Source organism: Streptomyces sp. NPDC005931, assembly GCF_042871235.1.
Lineage (GTDB): Bacteria > Actinomycetota > Actinomycetes > Streptomycetales > Streptomycetaceae > Streptomyces.
The window spans coordinates 336009-352498 of sequence record NZ_JBIAIG010000001.1 but is presented as its reverse complement, the minus strand read 5'-3'; the positions used below and the strand labels follow the sequence as shown (position 1 = coordinate 352498).

The 16490-nt window shown below is 70.8% G+C and carries 11 protein-coding genes and 2 pseudogenes; 5 read left to right on the top strand and 8 right to left on the bottom strand.

The genetic code is table 11. The features are described from left to right. Positions 1–50: 50 nt before the first annotated feature. The gene (locus ACFYOV_RS01550; RefSeq protein ID WP_389081398.1) at positions 51–671 is read left to right on the top strand and encodes a TetR/AcrR family transcriptional regulator; all 621 of its coding nucleotides are present in this window, start codon (positions 51–53) and stop codon (positions 669–671) included. Positions 672–690: 19 nt separating this feature from the next. Here ACFYOV_RS01550 and ACFYOV_RS01545 read toward each other — a convergent pair. Continuing rightward, a pseudogene (locus ACFYOV_RS01545) lies at positions 691–914 on the bottom strand (family 1 glycosylhydrolase); the annotation flags it as partial. Between the two features lie 98 nt (positions 915–1012). Further along, entirely contained in the window at positions 1013–2035 is a 1023-nt protein-coding gene (locus tag ACFYOV_RS01540; RefSeq protein WP_389081396.1) for a LacI family DNA-binding transcriptional regulator, read from the bottom strand. 311 nt (positions 2036–2346) lie between these two features. Between ACFYOV_RS01540 and ACFYOV_RS01535 the strand changes: the two genes are divergently transcribed. Together ACFYOV_RS01535 and ACFYOV_RS01530 are read left to right on the top strand one after the other, a co-directional pair. Beyond that, a complete protein-coding gene (locus ACFYOV_RS01535) occupies positions 2347–5685 on the top strand; it encodes a glycosyl hydrolase (protein WP_389081394.1) in 3339 nt (1112 codons plus the stop codon). Between the two features lie 283 nt (positions 5686–5968). After that, positions 5969–7021, top strand: coding sequence for an endonuclease/exonuclease/phosphatase family protein (locus ACFYOV_RS01530; RefSeq protein ID WP_389081391.1), 1053 nt, complete (start codon positions 5969–5971; stop codon positions 7019–7021). A gap of 923 nt (positions 7022–7944) precedes the next feature. Here ACFYOV_RS01530 and ACFYOV_RS01525 read toward each other — a convergent pair. The 3 genes from ACFYOV_RS01525 to ACFYOV_RS01515 all read right to left on the bottom strand — a co-directional run bounded on the left by ACFYOV_RS01525 (position 7945) and on the right by ACFYOV_RS01515 (position 11099). Next, complete coding sequence (locus tag ACFYOV_RS01525) at positions 7945–9711, bottom strand: NAD+ synthase (RefSeq protein ID WP_389081389.1); 1767 nt, start codon at positions 9709–9711, stop codon at positions 7945–7947. A 91-nt stretch (positions 9712–9802) separates the two neighbouring features. Then, entirely contained in the window at positions 9803–10432 is a 630-nt protein-coding gene (locus ACFYOV_RS01520; protein WP_389081386.1) for a DUF305 domain-containing protein, read from the bottom strand. Between the two features lie 4 nt (positions 10433–10436). Beyond that, on the bottom strand, positions 10437–11099 hold the full coding sequence (locus tag ACFYOV_RS01515; RefSeq protein ID WP_389081384.1) for a DUF3105 domain-containing protein: 663 nt from the start codon (positions 11097–11099) through the stop codon (positions 10437–10439). Between the two features lie 374 nt (positions 11100–11473). On the opposite strand from ACFYOV_RS01515, the gene ACFYOV_RS01510 reads away from it, so the two are divergent. Beyond that, a complete protein-coding gene (locus ACFYOV_RS01510) occupies positions 11474–11920 on the top strand; it encodes an RrF2 family transcriptional regulator (RefSeq protein ID WP_389081382.1) in 447 nt (148 codons plus the stop codon). 101 nt (positions 11921–12021) lie between these two features. Here ACFYOV_RS01510 and ACFYOV_RS01505 read toward each other — a convergent pair whose 3' ends face one another. Then, a complete protein-coding gene (locus tag ACFYOV_RS01505; protein ID WP_389081379.1) occupies positions 12022–13206 on the bottom strand; it encodes a globin domain-containing protein in 1185 nt (394 codons plus the stop codon). 333 nt (positions 13207–13539) lie between these two features. On the opposite strand from ACFYOV_RS01505, the gene glnA reads away from it, so the two are divergent. Then, positions 13540–14901, top strand: coding sequence for a type I glutamate--ammonia ligase (gene glnA / locus ACFYOV_RS01500; RefSeq protein ID WP_389081377.1), 1362 nt, complete (start codon positions 13540–13542; stop codon positions 14899–14901). 517 nt (positions 14902–15418) lie between these two features. On the opposite strand, the gene ACFYOV_RS01495 is transcribed toward glnA, so the two are convergent. Both ACFYOV_RS01495 and ACFYOV_RS01490 read right to left on the bottom strand, forming a co-directional pair. Continuing rightward, a complete protein-coding gene (locus ACFYOV_RS01495) occupies positions 15419–15610 on the bottom strand; it encodes a DUF397 domain-containing protein (RefSeq protein WP_389081374.1) in 192 nt (63 codons plus the stop codon). Beyond that, positions 15607–16486 (bottom strand): annotated as a pseudogene (locus tag ACFYOV_RS01490) (helix-turn-helix domain-containing protein). The gene ACFYOV_RS01495 and the pseudogene ACFYOV_RS01490 overlap by 4 nt, the downstream one beginning before the upstream one ends. Positions 16487–16490: the final 4 nt, after the last annotated feature.

Genomic DNA, 16490 nt, shown 5'->3' with positions numbered 1-16490 from the left:
GGCGGCCGACCCGGGAGAATCGTCCCAGCCCACGGAAAGGACGCACCGACGTGAGCCTCGCCGAGACCGGTCCCCGGCAGGACGGCCCCCCGCGCGGCCGCCCCCGCAGCGAGGCGGTGGAACGCGCGATCGTCGAGGGGGCGATGAGGCTCCTGGAGGAGGGCGTGCCCCTCGCCGAAGTCTCCATCGAACGCGTCGCCCGCACGGCCGGCGTCGGCAAGGCCACGATCTACCGCCGCTGGCGCGGCAAGGAGGAACTGTTCGTCGACGTCCTGCGCGCCGCCGAGCCCCCCGACCCCGCACTCCCCGGCACCTCCATGCGCGACGACCTCGTCGTCCTGCTGGATGCCCTGCGCCGGCGCGGCCTGGCCAGCCGCTCCTCGGTGATCCTGCACAACGTGCACGCCCAGATGAAGAGCAGCCCCAAAATCTGGGCCGCCTACCACAGCAGCGTCATAGCACCGCGCCGCAGACTCGTCCTGGAGGTGCTGCGCCGCGGCCGGGACAACGGCGAACTCCGCGCCGACGTCGACCTCGACCTGCTCAACGACATCGTGGTGGGCCCTCTACTGGTCCGCACGGTCCTCAACCCCGACGCCAACCTCCCGGACGACCTCGCCGAACGCGTGGTGGACACACTCCTCGGAGGGCTGCGCCCGGCCGACGGCTGAGGTCTGTCACCCGTCAGGCGTCCTCGTGCATACGGTGGCAGCGGTCGGCGGCGATGTCGCCGGTGTCGCCGTTGCGGACCTTGCCGGGGGTGTGGCTGAAAGTCCCGGTTGGAGGGCGCGCGGCCGTCCTCGGCGGCGGCGCCCTCGGTAGGCGGCCGTGGCGGTGGCGGTGCCCCACCGGAACCCGTCCGGGAACCGCAGGACAGTCGTGTCGCCGGTGAGTGTGACGGGTGCGGCCCCGATGGGCCGGTGGCCGCGGGGAACGCCGTGGTCGGGCCGATCGCCCCGGGGCCGGAAGTGGGCACGATGTCGCACTCCCGGGACCGCCCGGGAGCCGGTCCTCACGCCGAGGCGCGGCGGACCAGGGTCGTCGGCATGATCACGGACGCGGGGACGTGGCCGGCCTGCCGGTTCAGCAGTTTGATCAGGAGCTTCACCGTCAGCCTGCCCAGTCCTTCGACGTCCTGGCGCACCGTGGTGAGCGCCGGGTCGCTGACACTCACCACCGCGTCCATGTCGTCGAAGCCGACCACCGCCACATCCTGCGGCACCCGCAGACCCCGCTCGCGCAGCACGCGCAGAGCGCCCAGCGCCATGAGGTCGTTGGCGACGAAGACGCCGTCGACATCGGGCCGCCGGTCGAGCAGCTCCGCCATGGCCCGGGCGCCGCTCTCCTCGGTGAAGTGACCCTCGCGCAGCAACTCCGGGTCGGGATCGATCAGCACGTCGTGATAGCCGGCGATCCGGTCCAGCGCCGAGGTCTGGTCGCCCGGGCCTGCGATGTGCGCGATGGTGCGGCGCCCCAGGGAGACGAGGTGGTGCACCGCCGCCCGCGCGCCGCCCCGGTTGTCGGTGTCGACGTACGGCAGGGAGCCGGCGTCGGCCCCCGGACGGCCGCCGAGGACCGTGGGGACCTTGCTCTCGGTGATCAGCGTCGGCAGGCGATCGTCGCCGTGCAGGGAGAAGGCGATCGCGCCATCGACGTGGCCCCCGGCGAGGTACCGGGCGATCCGCCCGTGATCGGACTCGTTCTCCACCCACAGCAGCACCAACTGGATGTCGTTGGCGGTCAGCTCCCGGCTGATGCCCCGGAGTTGCTGCGCGAAGAACGGGTCGGAGAAGACCCGGAACTCGGGCTCCGCGATGATCACGGCGACCGCGCCGTGCCGACGCGTCACCAGCGAACGCGCCGCGTGATTGGGGACGTAACCCAGCTCGTCGACCGCCGTGCGCACCTTGTCGACCAGCGGCTGACGCACACCGGCGCCGCCGTTGACCACGCGCGACACCGTCGCTCGTGACACGCCCGCCCGCGCAGCGACAGCCTCCAGCGTCGGACGGTTTGCCGCTGTCTGCTCGGGCAAGGGAACTCCTGGTCTGCCGCGCGGCACCTATCGCCTGCCGCTCCTCCCAGTAGACAGGATAGATTCCCCCACCCCGGTCTGAGAGGGCTTTCAGGTCAGCGGAGTGGCCCGCAAGCGGCGCCGACCGCGACTGTCTCCGGCCTGTGTGCGGGACGGTCCGGCCGAAGTACCCGATTGGTTGAGGCCTGCACCTCCGTAGCCGTCGGCCGTCGCGCGGGCCGCGGGCACCAATTCGTGCTTGAAGTATTGACCGTTCTTTGCCCGATGCCTACGTTGACGCCACCTTGAGAGCGCTCTCAGAGAGGTTGCCCATGAGACTCCATAGACCCCTGGCGCTGCTGTCGGCAGCCGTGATGGCCGCGGGGGGCCTCGTGGCCACCGTCGCCAGCGGCGTCGCCTCGGCCGCCACCATCGAGGTGGGCAAGGGTAGTTACAGTGACGTCCGGCCGGCCGGGCGGCAGGGCCCCTCCAACAACGGCGGCCAGGCGGTCAGGCCGAAGGTCACGCCGGCCATGGCGGACAAACCGGTGCCGACCAACGACTGGTGGTCCTCATTGGCCTTCCAGCGGTTCTCCAGCAACCCGTGGTCGGAGAACATGTACGGGCACCCCCTCACCTACAAGGCGGTGTCCGGCGGTCTGGAGGTCGGTTACCCGACCACGCACCAGATCGTCGGTGGCGGACGCCAGTACGAGTTCCCGCACAAGGCCGACCTGACCCTCGGCCTCACCGGACTCAACTCGCCCGATGCCAAGGCGGGCGGGTGGAGCGACTGGACCGTCACCCCGTACTGGAGCGACGGCACACGCACGCTTCGGACGACCATCGGCCACGGCATGCCATACGTGTATGCCGAAGGCACGGGCGGCGCCGCGCAGATCAGCGCCGCGGTCCAGCCGACCGTCTTCGCCGACCGGGGCAACGTCCTCGGCGTCACCATCTCCGGCCACCACTACGCGCTGTTCGCCCCGAGCAGCAGCGACTGGACGGTGTCCGGCAACGACATCAAGGCCGACCTCGGCTCCAAGGACTACTTCTCCCTGGCGATCCTGCCCAACAAGGAAGCGCTGGCCGACTACACGAAGTACGCCTTCAGTTTTGTGACCGGCTCCACGGTGGACTGGGAGTACCGGGAGGGCGACGGGGAGGTCGAGGCGACCTACTCGTTGACCACCGAGGCGAAGGAGGGTACGCAGACGGGCACCCTCCAGGCGCTGTACCGCCACCAATGGCTGCACACCTCCGACCCCCTGACCGACTACCGCTACGTGTCCCCGCGCGGCGAGATGAAGGTCCGCGAGAGCAGGACGTTCACCACCGTGCAGAAGGTGAACGGCGTGCTGCCGGGGTTACCGAGTGCCGCGGGCGTCGACAAGACCAAGCTCAAGGCGCACATCAACGAGGTGCTGACACAGGGCGACCCGTTCAGCGGCGCCATCGACACCTACTGGACCGGCAAGGCCCTGGGCAAGCTCGCCCAGCTCGTGCCGATCGCCGACCAGCTCGGTGACACCGCGAGCCGCGACAGGCTCGTCGAGCTGCTCAAGGGCCGCATGGAGGAGTGGTTCACCGTCGGTGGGCCGTCGGAGTTCTCCTACGACAAGGACTGGCGCACGCTCATCGGCTACCCGGCCTCCTACGGCAGCGACCAGGAGCTCAACGACCACCACTTCCACTACTCGTACTACGTCATGGCCGCGGCGATCGTGGCGCAGTACGACCCGCGATGGGCCGCCGACTCCGAGTGGGGCGGCATGGTGAAGGAGCTCATCAGGGACGCCGCCAACCCGGCCAGGGACAGCGCCAGGTACCCGTTCCTGCGCGGCTTCGACGTCTACGCGGGCCACAGCTGGGCCGCCGGCCACGAGGCCTTCGCCGCCGGCAACAACCAGGAGTCGTCCTCGGAGTCGATCAACCTCAGCGCCGGCCTGATCATGTGGGGCTCGGCCATGGGCGACAAGGCGCTGCGCGACCAGGGCGTCTACATGATGACGACCGAGTCGGAGTCGATCGCGCAGTACTGGTTCGACGCCGAGCAGCAGGTCTACCCCGAGGACTTCACCCACGACGTGGTGGGCATGGTCTGGAGCAGCGGCGGCGCCTACGCCACTTGGTGGACGGCCAACCCCGAGGAGATCCACGGCATCAACTTCCTTCCTGCGACGGGCGGTTCGCTGCACCTGGCACGTGAGAAGGACATGCTGCGCCGCAGCGTGACCGAGATGGAGGAGGAGAACGGCGGCCCGGCCGTCGAGTGGAAGGACATCTTCTGGCAGGTCCAGGCCCTCTACGACCCTGCCAAGGCCATGCAGTCCTGGAACCAGTACAACGGCGGGTACGTTCCCGAGGCCGGCGAGACCAAGGCCCACACCTACCACTGGGTCTCCACGATGAACTCCCTCGGCGCTCCGGACATGACCGTCACGGCCAACTCGCCGACGGCCGTCGTCTTCGCCAAGAACGGCACCAAGACCTACGCCGCGCACAACTACGGCGCCGAGACGTGCTCGGTTCTCTTCTCCGACGGCGGCGTGCTCAACGTCCCGGCGAAGTCGACGGCGTCCGGGGCGGGCGACGACGCCGAGCTCGGCACGCTGTGCGGCGCCGCGGGTGACGACAGGCCCAGTGCGCCCGGCACCCCGGTCGTCGGCGACATCACCGACACGTCCGTCGCGCTGACCTGGGAAGCGGCGACCGACGACCTCGGCATCAAGGACTACGACGTCTACCGCGGCGACGTCAAGATCGCCACCGTCACCGACACCACGTACACGGACACCGGGCTGGCCTCGGGAACCGAGTACACCTACAGCGTCAGGGCCCGCGACACCTCCCACCAGGTCGGACCGGCCGGCGGCACCGTGACCGTCACCACCACCGGCACGCGTGACCAGCCGCCCGGCGCGCCCGGCACCCCGGTGGCCGGCGAGGTCACCAGCACCTCCGTCGAGCTGACGTGGGAGGCGGCGAACGACGACAAGGGCGTCAGGAACTATGACGTCTTCCGCGGCACCACCAAGGTCGCCACCGTCACCGGCACCACGTACACCGACACCGGGCTGACAGCCGGAACCGTGTACACGTACAGCGTCAAGGCCCGTGACACGGCCGGCCAGGCCGGTCCGGCGAGCGGCACGCTGAAGGTGACCACCGCGGGCGACCCGCCGGTCACGGGCGACACCTTCTACCCGCAGCCGGGCGGCGGGCTCGCCACCGAGGCGGCCGCGACCGGTTCCTCCGACACCATCCCCTCCGCCGAAGGCACCAACAACGACGGAACTCCGAAAAACCCGCTCGTCTACGAGGTCGATAACGTCAACGGCAGCCTGAGGGCGGGCTCCTCCACCGCCTTCACCTTCAAGGTGGACGCGGGCACCTCCGTCGGCCACGCTCAGCAGGCCCGGGTGTCGTACGACCTGACCGGCGACGGCACGTTCGACCGCGTCGAGACGTTCCGCTACTTCGCCACCGACCCGATCCCGGGCTGGGAGGAGTACTCCTCGGCCCGGCAGGGCCTGCACTCCGCCTCGGGCACCCTGGGCGACCTGGACGGTGGCATCGTCCGCGTCGAGGTCTGGAGCGCCCTGGGCAACGGCCCCTCCACCCTCCAGGTGAGCAGAGGCTCCGTCCTCACCATCCCGTTCGCCTGACGGGACACCAGGTCCGGCCGGTGGGCCCGTCCCACCGGCCGGACCGGCAACGGCACCTTCGGGCCACGACCCCGCCAACTCGCAATCCCCTTCCGCCGCGTCCCCGTCGTGCGCGTTTCGTCACAGAGCACGCTTTCCTCGGTCACCCCGGAACTCCCGGAACGGCCCCGTACGTCATCGCCCCCGTAAGGCCGTCCCAGGGCGGCAGGAAAGGAACCGATCATCCCCTAGGGTTTTGGCCACACGGGGACACGGTGTGCACGGCAGGTTGTGAGGCGACGGTATGGCGCAGCAGGCGTACATGACGGAGACGGACAACGGCGGCTCGGGGCCCGAGCGCCGAGCCCCCCGGCTCCGGCGCCTGCTGGACCGTCTGGCGAGAGGCTGGCGCGGCGACCGGCGCATCTGGCGCCGAGGGCTGGTCCTGGCCGTCTGCGCCTGCCTGCTGGCCCTGGTGATGCTGGCGCACGCCCACATCCCGAACAGGGTGGGCAGCCTGGGGAGCCTGGTCGAGACCTTCCTGCCCTGGCTGGGTCTCACCGTCCCGGTCCTACTGCTGCTCGCCCTGGTCCGCAGGTCCGCGACGGCACTGATCGCGACCGTGCTGCCCGCCGTCGTCTGGCTGAACCTCTTCGGCGGCCTGCTCACCGACAAGGCCGGCTCCGGCGGCGACCTGACGGTGGCCACGCACAACGTCAACGCCGACAACCCGGATCCCTCCCGCACGGCCCGGGAGGTGGCCGCCTCCGGCGCGGACGTGCTGGCCCTGGAGGAGCTCACGGCGACGGCCGCCCCGACGTACGAGAAGGCGCTGCAGTCGACGTACAAGTACCACGCGGTCGTCGGCACGGTGGGGCTGTGGAGCAAGTACCCCATGGGCGGCGTGGAGGCCGTCGACATCCGCCTGGGCTGGAAGCGCGCGATGCGGGCCACGGTCACCACCCCCGCGGGTCCGGTCGCCGTCTACGTCGCCCACCTGCCGTCGGTCCGGGTGAAGCTGGAGGCCGGCTTCACGGCCCGCCAGCGCGACAAGAGCGCGGACGCCCTGGGGGAGGCGATCGCCCACGAGCCCCTGACCAACGTCGTGCTGCTCGGCGACCTCAACGGCACCATGAACGACCGCGCCCTGAACGGCGTCACCTCCCAGATGCGCTCCACCCAGGGCGCGGCGGGCAGCGGCTTCGGCTTCAGCTGGCCGGCGTCGTTCCCGATGGCGAGGATCGACCAGATCATGGTCAAGGGGGCGGAACCGGAGACCTCGTGGACGCTGCCGGCAACGGCGAGCGACCACCTCCCCGTCGCCGCCCGCGTGAAGCTCGCCCCACCAACCGACTGACACCCGTCCCGCCACCGGCCCCGCGCGACCCGACTCCCCGGCAGCCGCACACGACGTGACACCGACATGCATCGTTGGCGGGGGTGGCCCACAGGCGGCGGGGCAGCGAACGGGCCCCAAATGACCGCCCCGGCCGCGCAGCACACGGGAACAATGGGCGTGGGTGAAGCCGCACCACCCGCGCAGCACACGCGCACAACGGACGAGGGTGAAGCCGCACCCGGCGCGCAGCGCAGGGGAACAGTGGGCGTGGGTGAAGCCGCACCACCCGCGCAGCACACGGGAACAGTGGGCGTGGGTGAAGCGGCACGCGGCGCGCAGCGCAGGGGAACAGTGGGCGTGGGTGAAGCGGCACGCGGCGCGCAGCGCAGGGGAACAGTGGGCGTGGGTGAAGCGGCACGCGGCGCGCAGCGCACGCGCACAACGGACGAGGACGAAGCCGCACGCGGCGCACCACACACGGACGGAGTGGGCGTCGGAGAAGGCGCCCACGGCGGGAAGGGGACGGGGCGGGGGTGCCCGCCCGCAGCGGCCGGCGCGTCAACGTCCCCGCTTCCCGGCCGACCGATTCCGCGCCGGACCGAGGACGGACACCCCCGACCCGGCCCCGCCCCACCACCGAACCGAGGGCGCTACACCAACCCCCACCGAACCCGCACAGGCGCCGCAGGCATCGACGTGCACTCCCACCCCGCTCAGCTCGCCGCAGGCTGCACTCGCCGCACGCACCCGCCGACGCCACTCCCGGGGCACCGCCGCAGGCACGGGCTCCCGCCCAACCGGCTGAGTCCGCCGCAGGCACGGGCTCCCGCCCAACCGGCTGAGTCCGTCGAAGGCACGGGCTCCGCCCCCGGCTGAGTCCGTCGAAGGCACGGGCTCCGCCCCCGGCTGAGTCCGTCGAAGGCACGGGCTCCGCCCCCGGCTCAGTCCGTCGCAGGAACCCGCTCCCGCCACCCGTTCGTGATCGGCAGCCGCCGGTCCTTCCCGAACCCCTTCGGCGAGATCTTCGTCCCCGGCGGATACTGCCGCCGCTTGTACTCCGCGACATCCACCATCCGCAGCGTCCTGGCCACCAGCTCCGCGTCGAACCCGGCCGCGACGATCTCGTCCGCCCCCCGGTCCCGGTCGACGTACAGCTCCAGGATCGCGTCCAGCACCGGGTAGTCCGGCAGCGAGTCCGTGTCCACCTGCCCGGGCCGCAACTCCGCACTCGGCGGCTTGCTGATCGAGTTCTCCGGGATCGGCGGCGTCTGCCCCCGCTCCACCGCCGCCCGGTTGCGCCACTCCGCCAGCCGGAACACCAGCGTCTTGTACACGTCCTTGATCGGCCCGTACGCGCCCACCGAGTCCCCGTACAGCGTCGAGTACCCGACCGCCAGCTCCGACTTGTTGCCGGGCGCCAGCACGATGTGCCCCTCCTGGTTGGAGATCGCCATGAGCAGCGTGCCCCGCAGCCGCGACTGGAGGTTCTCCTCCGCCAGCCCGGTCAGCCCCAGCGCCCCCATGTACGCGTCGAACATCGGCTCGATCGCCATGGTCCGGTAGTTCAGCCCCGTCCGCCGCGCCAGCTCCGCCGCGTCGTCCTTGGAGTGCTCGGAGGAGTACTTGGACGGCATCGACACGCCGTACACGTTCTGCGCGCCCACCGCGTCGCACGCGATCGCCGCGACCAGCGACGAGTCGATCCCTCCGGACAACCCGATCAGCACGGACCGGAACCCGTTCTTCGCGACGTACGCCCGAAGCCCCACGACCAGCGCCGAGTACACCTCCTCGTCGTCGTCAAGCCGTTCCGCGTACCCCCCGGTCAGCTCCGGCTCGTACGCGGGCAGCGGCTCCTCGGACAGCACGACGCGGTCGATGCGCAGCCCGTCGTCCACGACCCCCGTCGGCGCGTCGGGGTCTGCCGCGGGCAGGTCGAGGTCGAGGACCACACACCCCTCGGAGAACTGCGGCGCACGGGCCACAACCTCGCCGTCCGGGTCGACGACGATCGAGTCGCCGTCGAAGACGAGCTCGTCCTGTCCGCCGATCATCGCGAGGTAGGCCGTGGTGCACCCGGCCTCCTGGGCGCGCTTGCGCACCAGCTCCAGCCGGGTGTCGTCCTTGTCCCGCTCGTAGGGCGAGGCGTTGATGGAGACGAGCAGCCCCGCCCGTGCCGACCGGGCGGCCGGCACGCGGCCGCCGTCCTGCCAGAGGTCCTCGCAGATGGCGAGGGCGACATCGACGCCGTGCAGCCGCAGCACGGGCATGGTGTCGCCGGGCACGAAGTACCGGAACTCGTCGAAGACGCCGTAGTTCGGCAGGTGGTGCTTGGCGAAGCCCAGCACCACCTCACCCCCGTACAGCACGGCCGCCGCGTTCTGCGGCGCGCCCGCGGGCTGGCCGTACTTCGGCTGGGCGACGGCGCTGCGGTCGAGGTAGCCGACGATGACCGGCAGCTCCCCGAAGCCCTCGGCGGCGAGACGTGCGGCGAGGGAGCGCAGGGCCTCGCGGGAGGCCTCCACGAAGGACGACCGCAGAGCGAGGTCCTCGACGGGGTACCCGGTCAGCGCCATCTCCGGGAACGCCACGAGGTGCGCTCCCTGCTCGGCGGAGTGCCGGGTCCAGCGGACAATCGTTTCCGCGTTGCCGGCGAGGTCACCGACGCGCGAGTCGATCTGATTCAGGGCGAGGCGAAGTTGAGGCACGCGCCCAGTGTAATCGTCAATCCGACGCGATTGGATTACCCGGGAACACCGGGCCCCGGCCACGAGGCACCACCCGTGAGCCGCGCCCCCACTAGGACCGAGCCCTGGCCCCCCGCTCCTCCAGCATCCCCGCCATCAGATCGATCTCCGACTCCTGCCCCTCGACCATCCCCCGCGCGAGCCGCTTCTCCACGCCGACCTCGCACGCGCTGACACAGGCCTGCGCCATGTGGACCCCACCCTTGTGGTGATCCGTCATGAGCTGGAGGTAGAAGACCTCGGCCTCCTTGCCGCTCAGCGAGCCGAGCCGCTTCATCTCGGCGTTCGTCGCCATGCCCGGCATCAGCGCCCCGTCCTTGCCGGAGGCCGTGTCGCCCATGCCCATCCAGGTCATCGGCGGATCGGCGGACACCTTGGGCAGCTCCCACAGGTCCAGCCAGCCCAGCAGCATGCCCCGCTGGTTCGCCTGTGTCTGGGCGATGTCGTAGGCGAGCCGCCGGACCTCCTCGTCCTTCGTCCGGTCCCGCACGATGTACGACATCTCGACGGCCTGCTGGTGGTGCACCGCCATGTCGCGGGCGAACCCGGCGTCGGCGGAGTCGGCGGTGGGCGTTCGGCCGGCTCCGTCGGACCCCTCGTCCCCGGCGACGGCGTAGGTGATCGCACCGGCCGCGACGAGCGCCGCCGCCGCGGCTCCGGTGATCAGTCCGAGGGTCCTCACCGGCTCACTGCCCCAGCCCGTTCGTGCAGGCGGCACCCGGCTCGGGGGTCTGCTTGCCCTGCACGAACTCCTCGAGGAACGCGTCGACGGCGGGGTCGTCCGCGCCGGTCACGGCACGCTGGTGGCCCCAGGCCGTGAGCATGAGCGGGTCCTTCTGCCCGTCGACCGGGCTCATCAGCGTGTACGGCGTCTTCTTCACCTTCGCCGCGAGCGCGTCGACGTCCTTCTTCGGGGCGTCGGCGTTGTAGGTCACCCACACCGCGCCGTGCTCGAGGGAGTGCACGGCGTTGGTGTTGTTGATCTCCTTGGTGTACACGTCACCGTTGCAGTTCATCCACACCGGGTTGTGGTCGCCGCCGACCGGGGGTGTCGTCGGGTACGTGACCGCCTTGGTGACGTGGTTGCGGGCCAGCGAGCCCTCCCACTTCTTCACGCCGTCCTTGCCCGCGACGAAGCGGCCGGAGGTCTTGGCGTCGCTCGCCGAACCGGAGTCGTCGTCCGACTGCGACTGGACGAGGACCACGCCGCCGACGACGAGACCGGCGACGACGACCACGCTGGCGCCAATGGTGAGGATCCGGCCGCGGCGCTCGCGTGCCTGCTCTGCGCGACGCATCTCCTCTATGCGCGCCTTGCGTGCCGCGCTGCTCTTCTTGGCGGAGCCCATGGGGAATGTCCTTCGGGGGGTGGGTGTGACGAACGGGTGATCTGATCGTAAGGGGGAGGCGAGGCGAGTCGTAGGGGGCGGCGGAAACGGACCGCACGTGGTCTGCGGGAACGGGTCCCGATCGCGACGGGAAGACCGCGAAACAACCCGGAACCCACTCCCGTACGTAACCCACTCCGGGGCTCACCCCCGGACCGCACTCCCGCAACCCACTCCGGGGCTCACCCCCGGACCGCATTCCCGCAACCCACTCCGGGGCTCACCCCCGGACCGCACTCCCGGACCCCACCCCCGAGACCGACTCCCGAATCGATTTTCCCCGAATCCCGCCGGATAATTTGAACGCTGGATGCGTATTACCTACGCTGCCTGCCATGCGGCTGCTGCGCTCCACCGATCTGGCCCTGCGCCTCCTGATGCGGCTCGCCGTGGCCGGCCACTCCCACCCGACGACGCGCGAGGTCGCCGAGGCCATGGCCGTGCCGTACACCCACGCCGCGAAGGTCGTCGCGGAGCTCCAGCACATGGGCCTGCTCACCGCCCGGCGCGGCAGGGGCGGCGGCCTCGCTTTGACGGAGAAGGGCCGCACGGCGTCCGTGGGCGCCCTGGTCCGCGCCTTCGAGGGCGAGGACGACGTCGTGGACTGCGAGGGCACCCCCACCAACGCCCCCTGCCCGCTGAGCCCCGCCTGCCGTCTGCGCGGTGCCCTGCGCCGGGCCCAGGAGGCGTTCTTCGCCTCGCTGGACCCGGTCACGGTGTCCGACATCGTCGCGGACCCGACGGGCGCGCTCCTGCTGGGCATCTCCCGGGACCCGGCTTAGGGCTTGTCGGTCGCATCACGCCGCAGACGCGGGGTCTGGCGGGCGGACCACTCGGCGCCCTGCCGGCGGGCCGACCACTCGGCCCCCTGCCGGCGATCCGGCTACTCGGCCGCCAGCCAGAGGTCGGGCCCGAACACCTCGTAGTGGATGTCGGCCGGCGCCACACCCTTGCCGATCAGCTGCTCCCGCACCGCCCGCATGAACGGCAGCGGACCGCACAGGTACGCGCGCGTGCCCGTGGCGACCGGCACGCGCGTGAGGTCGACGTACCCGGTGTCCGCACCGGCCGGCGCGTCCTGCTCGTACCAGAACCGCACGGACGCGTCGGGCAGCTTGGCCGCGTACGCCTCGTGGTCGGTGCGCAGGGCGTGGTCCGCGGGGGAGCGGTCGCCGTGCACGACGGTCACCGGGGCGCGGTGACCGCTCTCCGCGAGGTCCGCCAGCATGGCGACGATCGGGGTGACCCCGATCCCCGCGGAGGCGAGCAGTAGGGGCGTGTCCGCGTCGGCGTCGAGGACGAGATCGCCGTACGCCTCGGACAGCTCGAGGACGTCACCGGTCCGCACGCGCGCGTGCAGGTGGTTCGAGACCTCGCCCTCGGGGGTCGGGCCGCCCGGCACCCGCTTGACGCTGAAGCGCCGCTCGTCCGGGCCGGGCGCTCCGGAGAGGCTGTACTGGCGGATCTGCCGGGCACCGTCCGGGAGGGCGACCCGGACGGAGACGTACTGCCCCGCGCGGAAGCCCCGCACCGGCCCCCCGTCGACGGGACGGACCCGGAAGGTGACGACGTCGGCGGTCTCGGTGATCCGCTCGACGACCTCCCAGGAGCGCCACTGCTGCCCGCCGCGCTCCTCGTACAGCCGTTTCTCGACGGAGATGAGGGCGTTCGCCATCAGCCAGTAGACCTCGTCCCAGGCGGCCGCCACGTCGGGCGTGACGGCCTCGCCCAGCACGCCTGCGATGGCCGCGAACAGGTGCTCATGGACGATGGCGTACTGGTCGGGGGTGATCCCGAGCGAGGCGTGCTTGTGGGCGATGCGCTGGAGCATCGCGTCGGGCCGTTCCTCCGGGTGGTCCACCAGGTACGTCGCGAAGGCGGCGATGGATCCCGCGAGGGCCTGCCGCTGGGTGCCGGCGGCCTGGTTGCCGCGGTTGAACAGGTCGCGCAGCAGCTCGGGGCGGGCGGCGAACATCCCGGCGTAGAAGCGCTCGGTGATCTCGGCCAGGTTCGCGCCCACGGCGGGAAGCGTGGCGCGGACCGTGGCGGCGGACTGCTCGGACAGCATCGGTTCTCCTCTGGCTCGACTGCTTGGTCCGGACCCCATTAAAACTTGCATCCGAAATTCCAATTAAAGGGGGGTCGGCTCTGGGGACCCACGCGCCGCAGGGTCCGGCGGACCCGCCGGTTACGGATGTCCGTCCGAACGGGCAAGATGGGCGACAGAGGCGACCGAGCGGTACACCTGCCGTACGCCAGGCGTTCAGGCCACGGACGGACGGCCGATCAAGGTCGGCAACGCAGGTGAAACGCTGATGTGGTGGGATGCTCGGGTGCCCGACCGCCTCCCGTGGCGCGGGAGAGACAGGCGGCCTGACCGGCAAGGATGGGGAAGCGGAAGATGGACAAGCAGCAGGAGTTCGTGCTCCGGACGTTGGAGGAGCGCGACATCCGGTTCGTACGCCTGTGGTTCACGGACGTGCTGGGCTTCCTGAAGTCCGTGGCGGTGGCCCCGGCCGAGCTCGAGCAGGCTTTCGACGAGGGCATCGGCTTCGACGGCTCCGCGATCGAGGGCTTCGCCCGCGTCTACGAGTCGGACATGATCGCCAAGCCGGATCCGTCCACCTTCCAGATCCTGCCCTGGCGCGCGGAGGCCCCCGGCACGGCCCGGATGTTCTGCGACATCCTCATGCCGGACGGCTCCCCGTCCTTCGCGGACCCGCGCTACGTCCTCAAGCGCGCCCTGGCCCGCACCTCCGACCTGGGCTTCACCTTCTACACCCACCCGGAGATCGAGTTCTTCCTGCTGAAGGACAAGCCGGTCGACGGCAGCCGCCCGACCCCGGCCGACAACTCGGGCTACTTCGACCACACCCCGCAGAACGTGGGCATGGACTTCCGCCGCCAGGCGATCACCATGCTGGAGTCGATGGGCATCTCGGTGGAGTTCTCCCACCACGAGGGCGCCCCCGGCCAGCAGGAGATCGACCTGCGCTACGCGGACGCGCTGTCCACGGCGGACAACATCATGACGTTCCGCCTGGTGATGAAGCAGGTGGCGCTGGAGCAGGGCGTGCAGGCCACCTTCATGCCCAAGCCCTTCTCCGAGCACCCGGGCTCCGGCATGCACACCCACCTGTCCCTCTTCGAGGGCGACCGCAACGCCTTCTACGAGTCCGGCGCGGAGTACCAGCTCTCCAAGGTCGGCCGCTCCTTCATCGCGGGCCTGCTGCGGCACGCGGCGGAGATCTCCGCGGTCACCAACCAGTGGGTGAACTCCTACAAGCGCATCTGGGGCGGCACGGAGCGCACGGCCGGCGCCGGGGGCGAGGCCCCGTCGTACATCTGCTGGGGCCACAACAACCGCTCGGCCCTGGTCCGCGTGCCCATGTACAAGCCCGGCAAGACCGGCTCGGCCCGCGTGGAGGTCCGTTCCATCGACTCCGGCGCCAACCCGTACCTGACCTACGCCGTCCTGCTGGCCGCGGGCCTGAAGGGCATCGAGGAGAGCTACGAACTCCCGCCGGGCGCCGAGGACGACGTCTGGGCCCTGTCGGACGCGGAACGCCGCGCCTTGGGCATCGAGCCCCTGCCCCAGAACCTGGGCGAGGCCCTCACCCTGATGGAACGCAGCGACCTGGTCGCCGAGACCCTGGGCGAGCACGTCTTCGACTTCTTCCTCCGCAACAAGCGGCAGGAGTGGGAGGAGTACCGCTCGGAGGTCACGGCGTTCGAGCTGCGCAAGAACTTGCCGGTGCTGTAGGCGCAGGTCAAAGCAGGTGTCCCGCTGATTCAGCGGACGGGGCCGACGGTCGCGGACCGTCGGCCCCGTCCGCGTCCCGCCGACCGAAGGCGGTGGGCGCCGCGGCCCGCGTGATCGTCCCCATGCCAGGCTCGCCGTACCGGCGAGGGCGGGGCCCGAGGTGTGCTCCGCCGGTTCAGCGAGCTGACGGTTTCCTGGCGCTGTTTCCCTGGCAATTCGCGCTTCTCACCTGGGGCTACGCCCCAACGCACCCCATGGGACCGCGCGAACCCTTGTCAGCCCGCTGAACGCCGCCCTGTTCTCTGCGAACAGAAAGCGCTTGCTCGGCGCGTAGTGCCGTGCCGGTGAAGACGAACTCCGCGGCATCCGCCGCGACATGACGCACCAGCCGCTCAAGATCCCGACATGCGGGCCCACCCCCCTGCTCGGACTCCGCGGAGAGGTCGACGCCGACGGGGCGTCACCTTCACCGGCGTTCACCTGTGTGGACCGAGGCCTGCCCCCGGGGCGAGGGCCCTCACCGAGCCGCCGCGTGCGCCAGGAAGTCGGTCCACGTGCCGGGAGCGACGGCGAGGCGGGGGCCGTGGGGGACCTTGGAGTCACGGATCTGGACGGTGGTCGGGGACAGGGCTACTTCTACGCAGTCGTTCGGGTTGCTGCTGTCGCTGTAGCTGCTCTTTATCCAGGCGATGTCGGAAGAATGGCTCATGTTTCCCCCAGCAGTTGCTCGATGAATGCCTGCGATTCCCGGGAGGTCAGTGCCTCGGCCCGGATGATGCCATAGCGCAGTTCGAGGACCCGGAGCTGCCTGGGGTCCGAGACCGGACGGTTGCCGAACTCGTCATCGGCCCGGCCGATCGCCGTGCCGTCCGGAAACTTCAGCACCTGCACGCGCCCTCCCGTCCCGGGATGGTCGCCCCGTGACGTGGGGCATCACCTGGATGTCGACGTGCCTCGACTCGGCCACCTCCAGCAGGTGTTCGAGCTGTCGGCGCAGCACCGCCCTCCCCCCGACGGGGCGTCGCAAGGTGACCTCTTCCTGGACGAAACTGAGTTCTGGCGCCGGCCTCCGCTGGAAGACCGTCTGTCGAGCCATGCGCGCGGCGACCGCCCGCTCCAACTCGTCCTCCGTCATGGCGGGCCTGCGCGTGGCCAGCAGGGCGTGTGCGTACTCCTCGGTCTGCAACAGGCCGTGAATGTTGTGACTGCCGTACGACAACATCTCGACCGCCCGCGCCTCCAGTTTGGCCAGATCCCGAACCGTCTTCGGATACCGGACCTTCGCCACGTCCTCCTTCATCGCGGAGATCAAGCCGGCCGCCCGCAGGACCTCGTCCGCCCGGTCCAGATACTCGGGCCGGGGGATCCTCCTGCCGCTCTCGATCTTGTAGACGAGGTCCTCCCCGTACCCGACGGCCGCGCCGAACTCACCCGCCCGCATCCCCGCGGCCTCCCGGCGCAGCTTCAACTGCCGCCCCACCGTGGCGACGACGGCGAGCCCCCATTCGTCCTCGGGATCGACCTCCCACCCCGCCTCATCGGCCTCCCCGCCGTCCGCCCCCGCGGCCGTTCCCTCGACGAGCATCCGC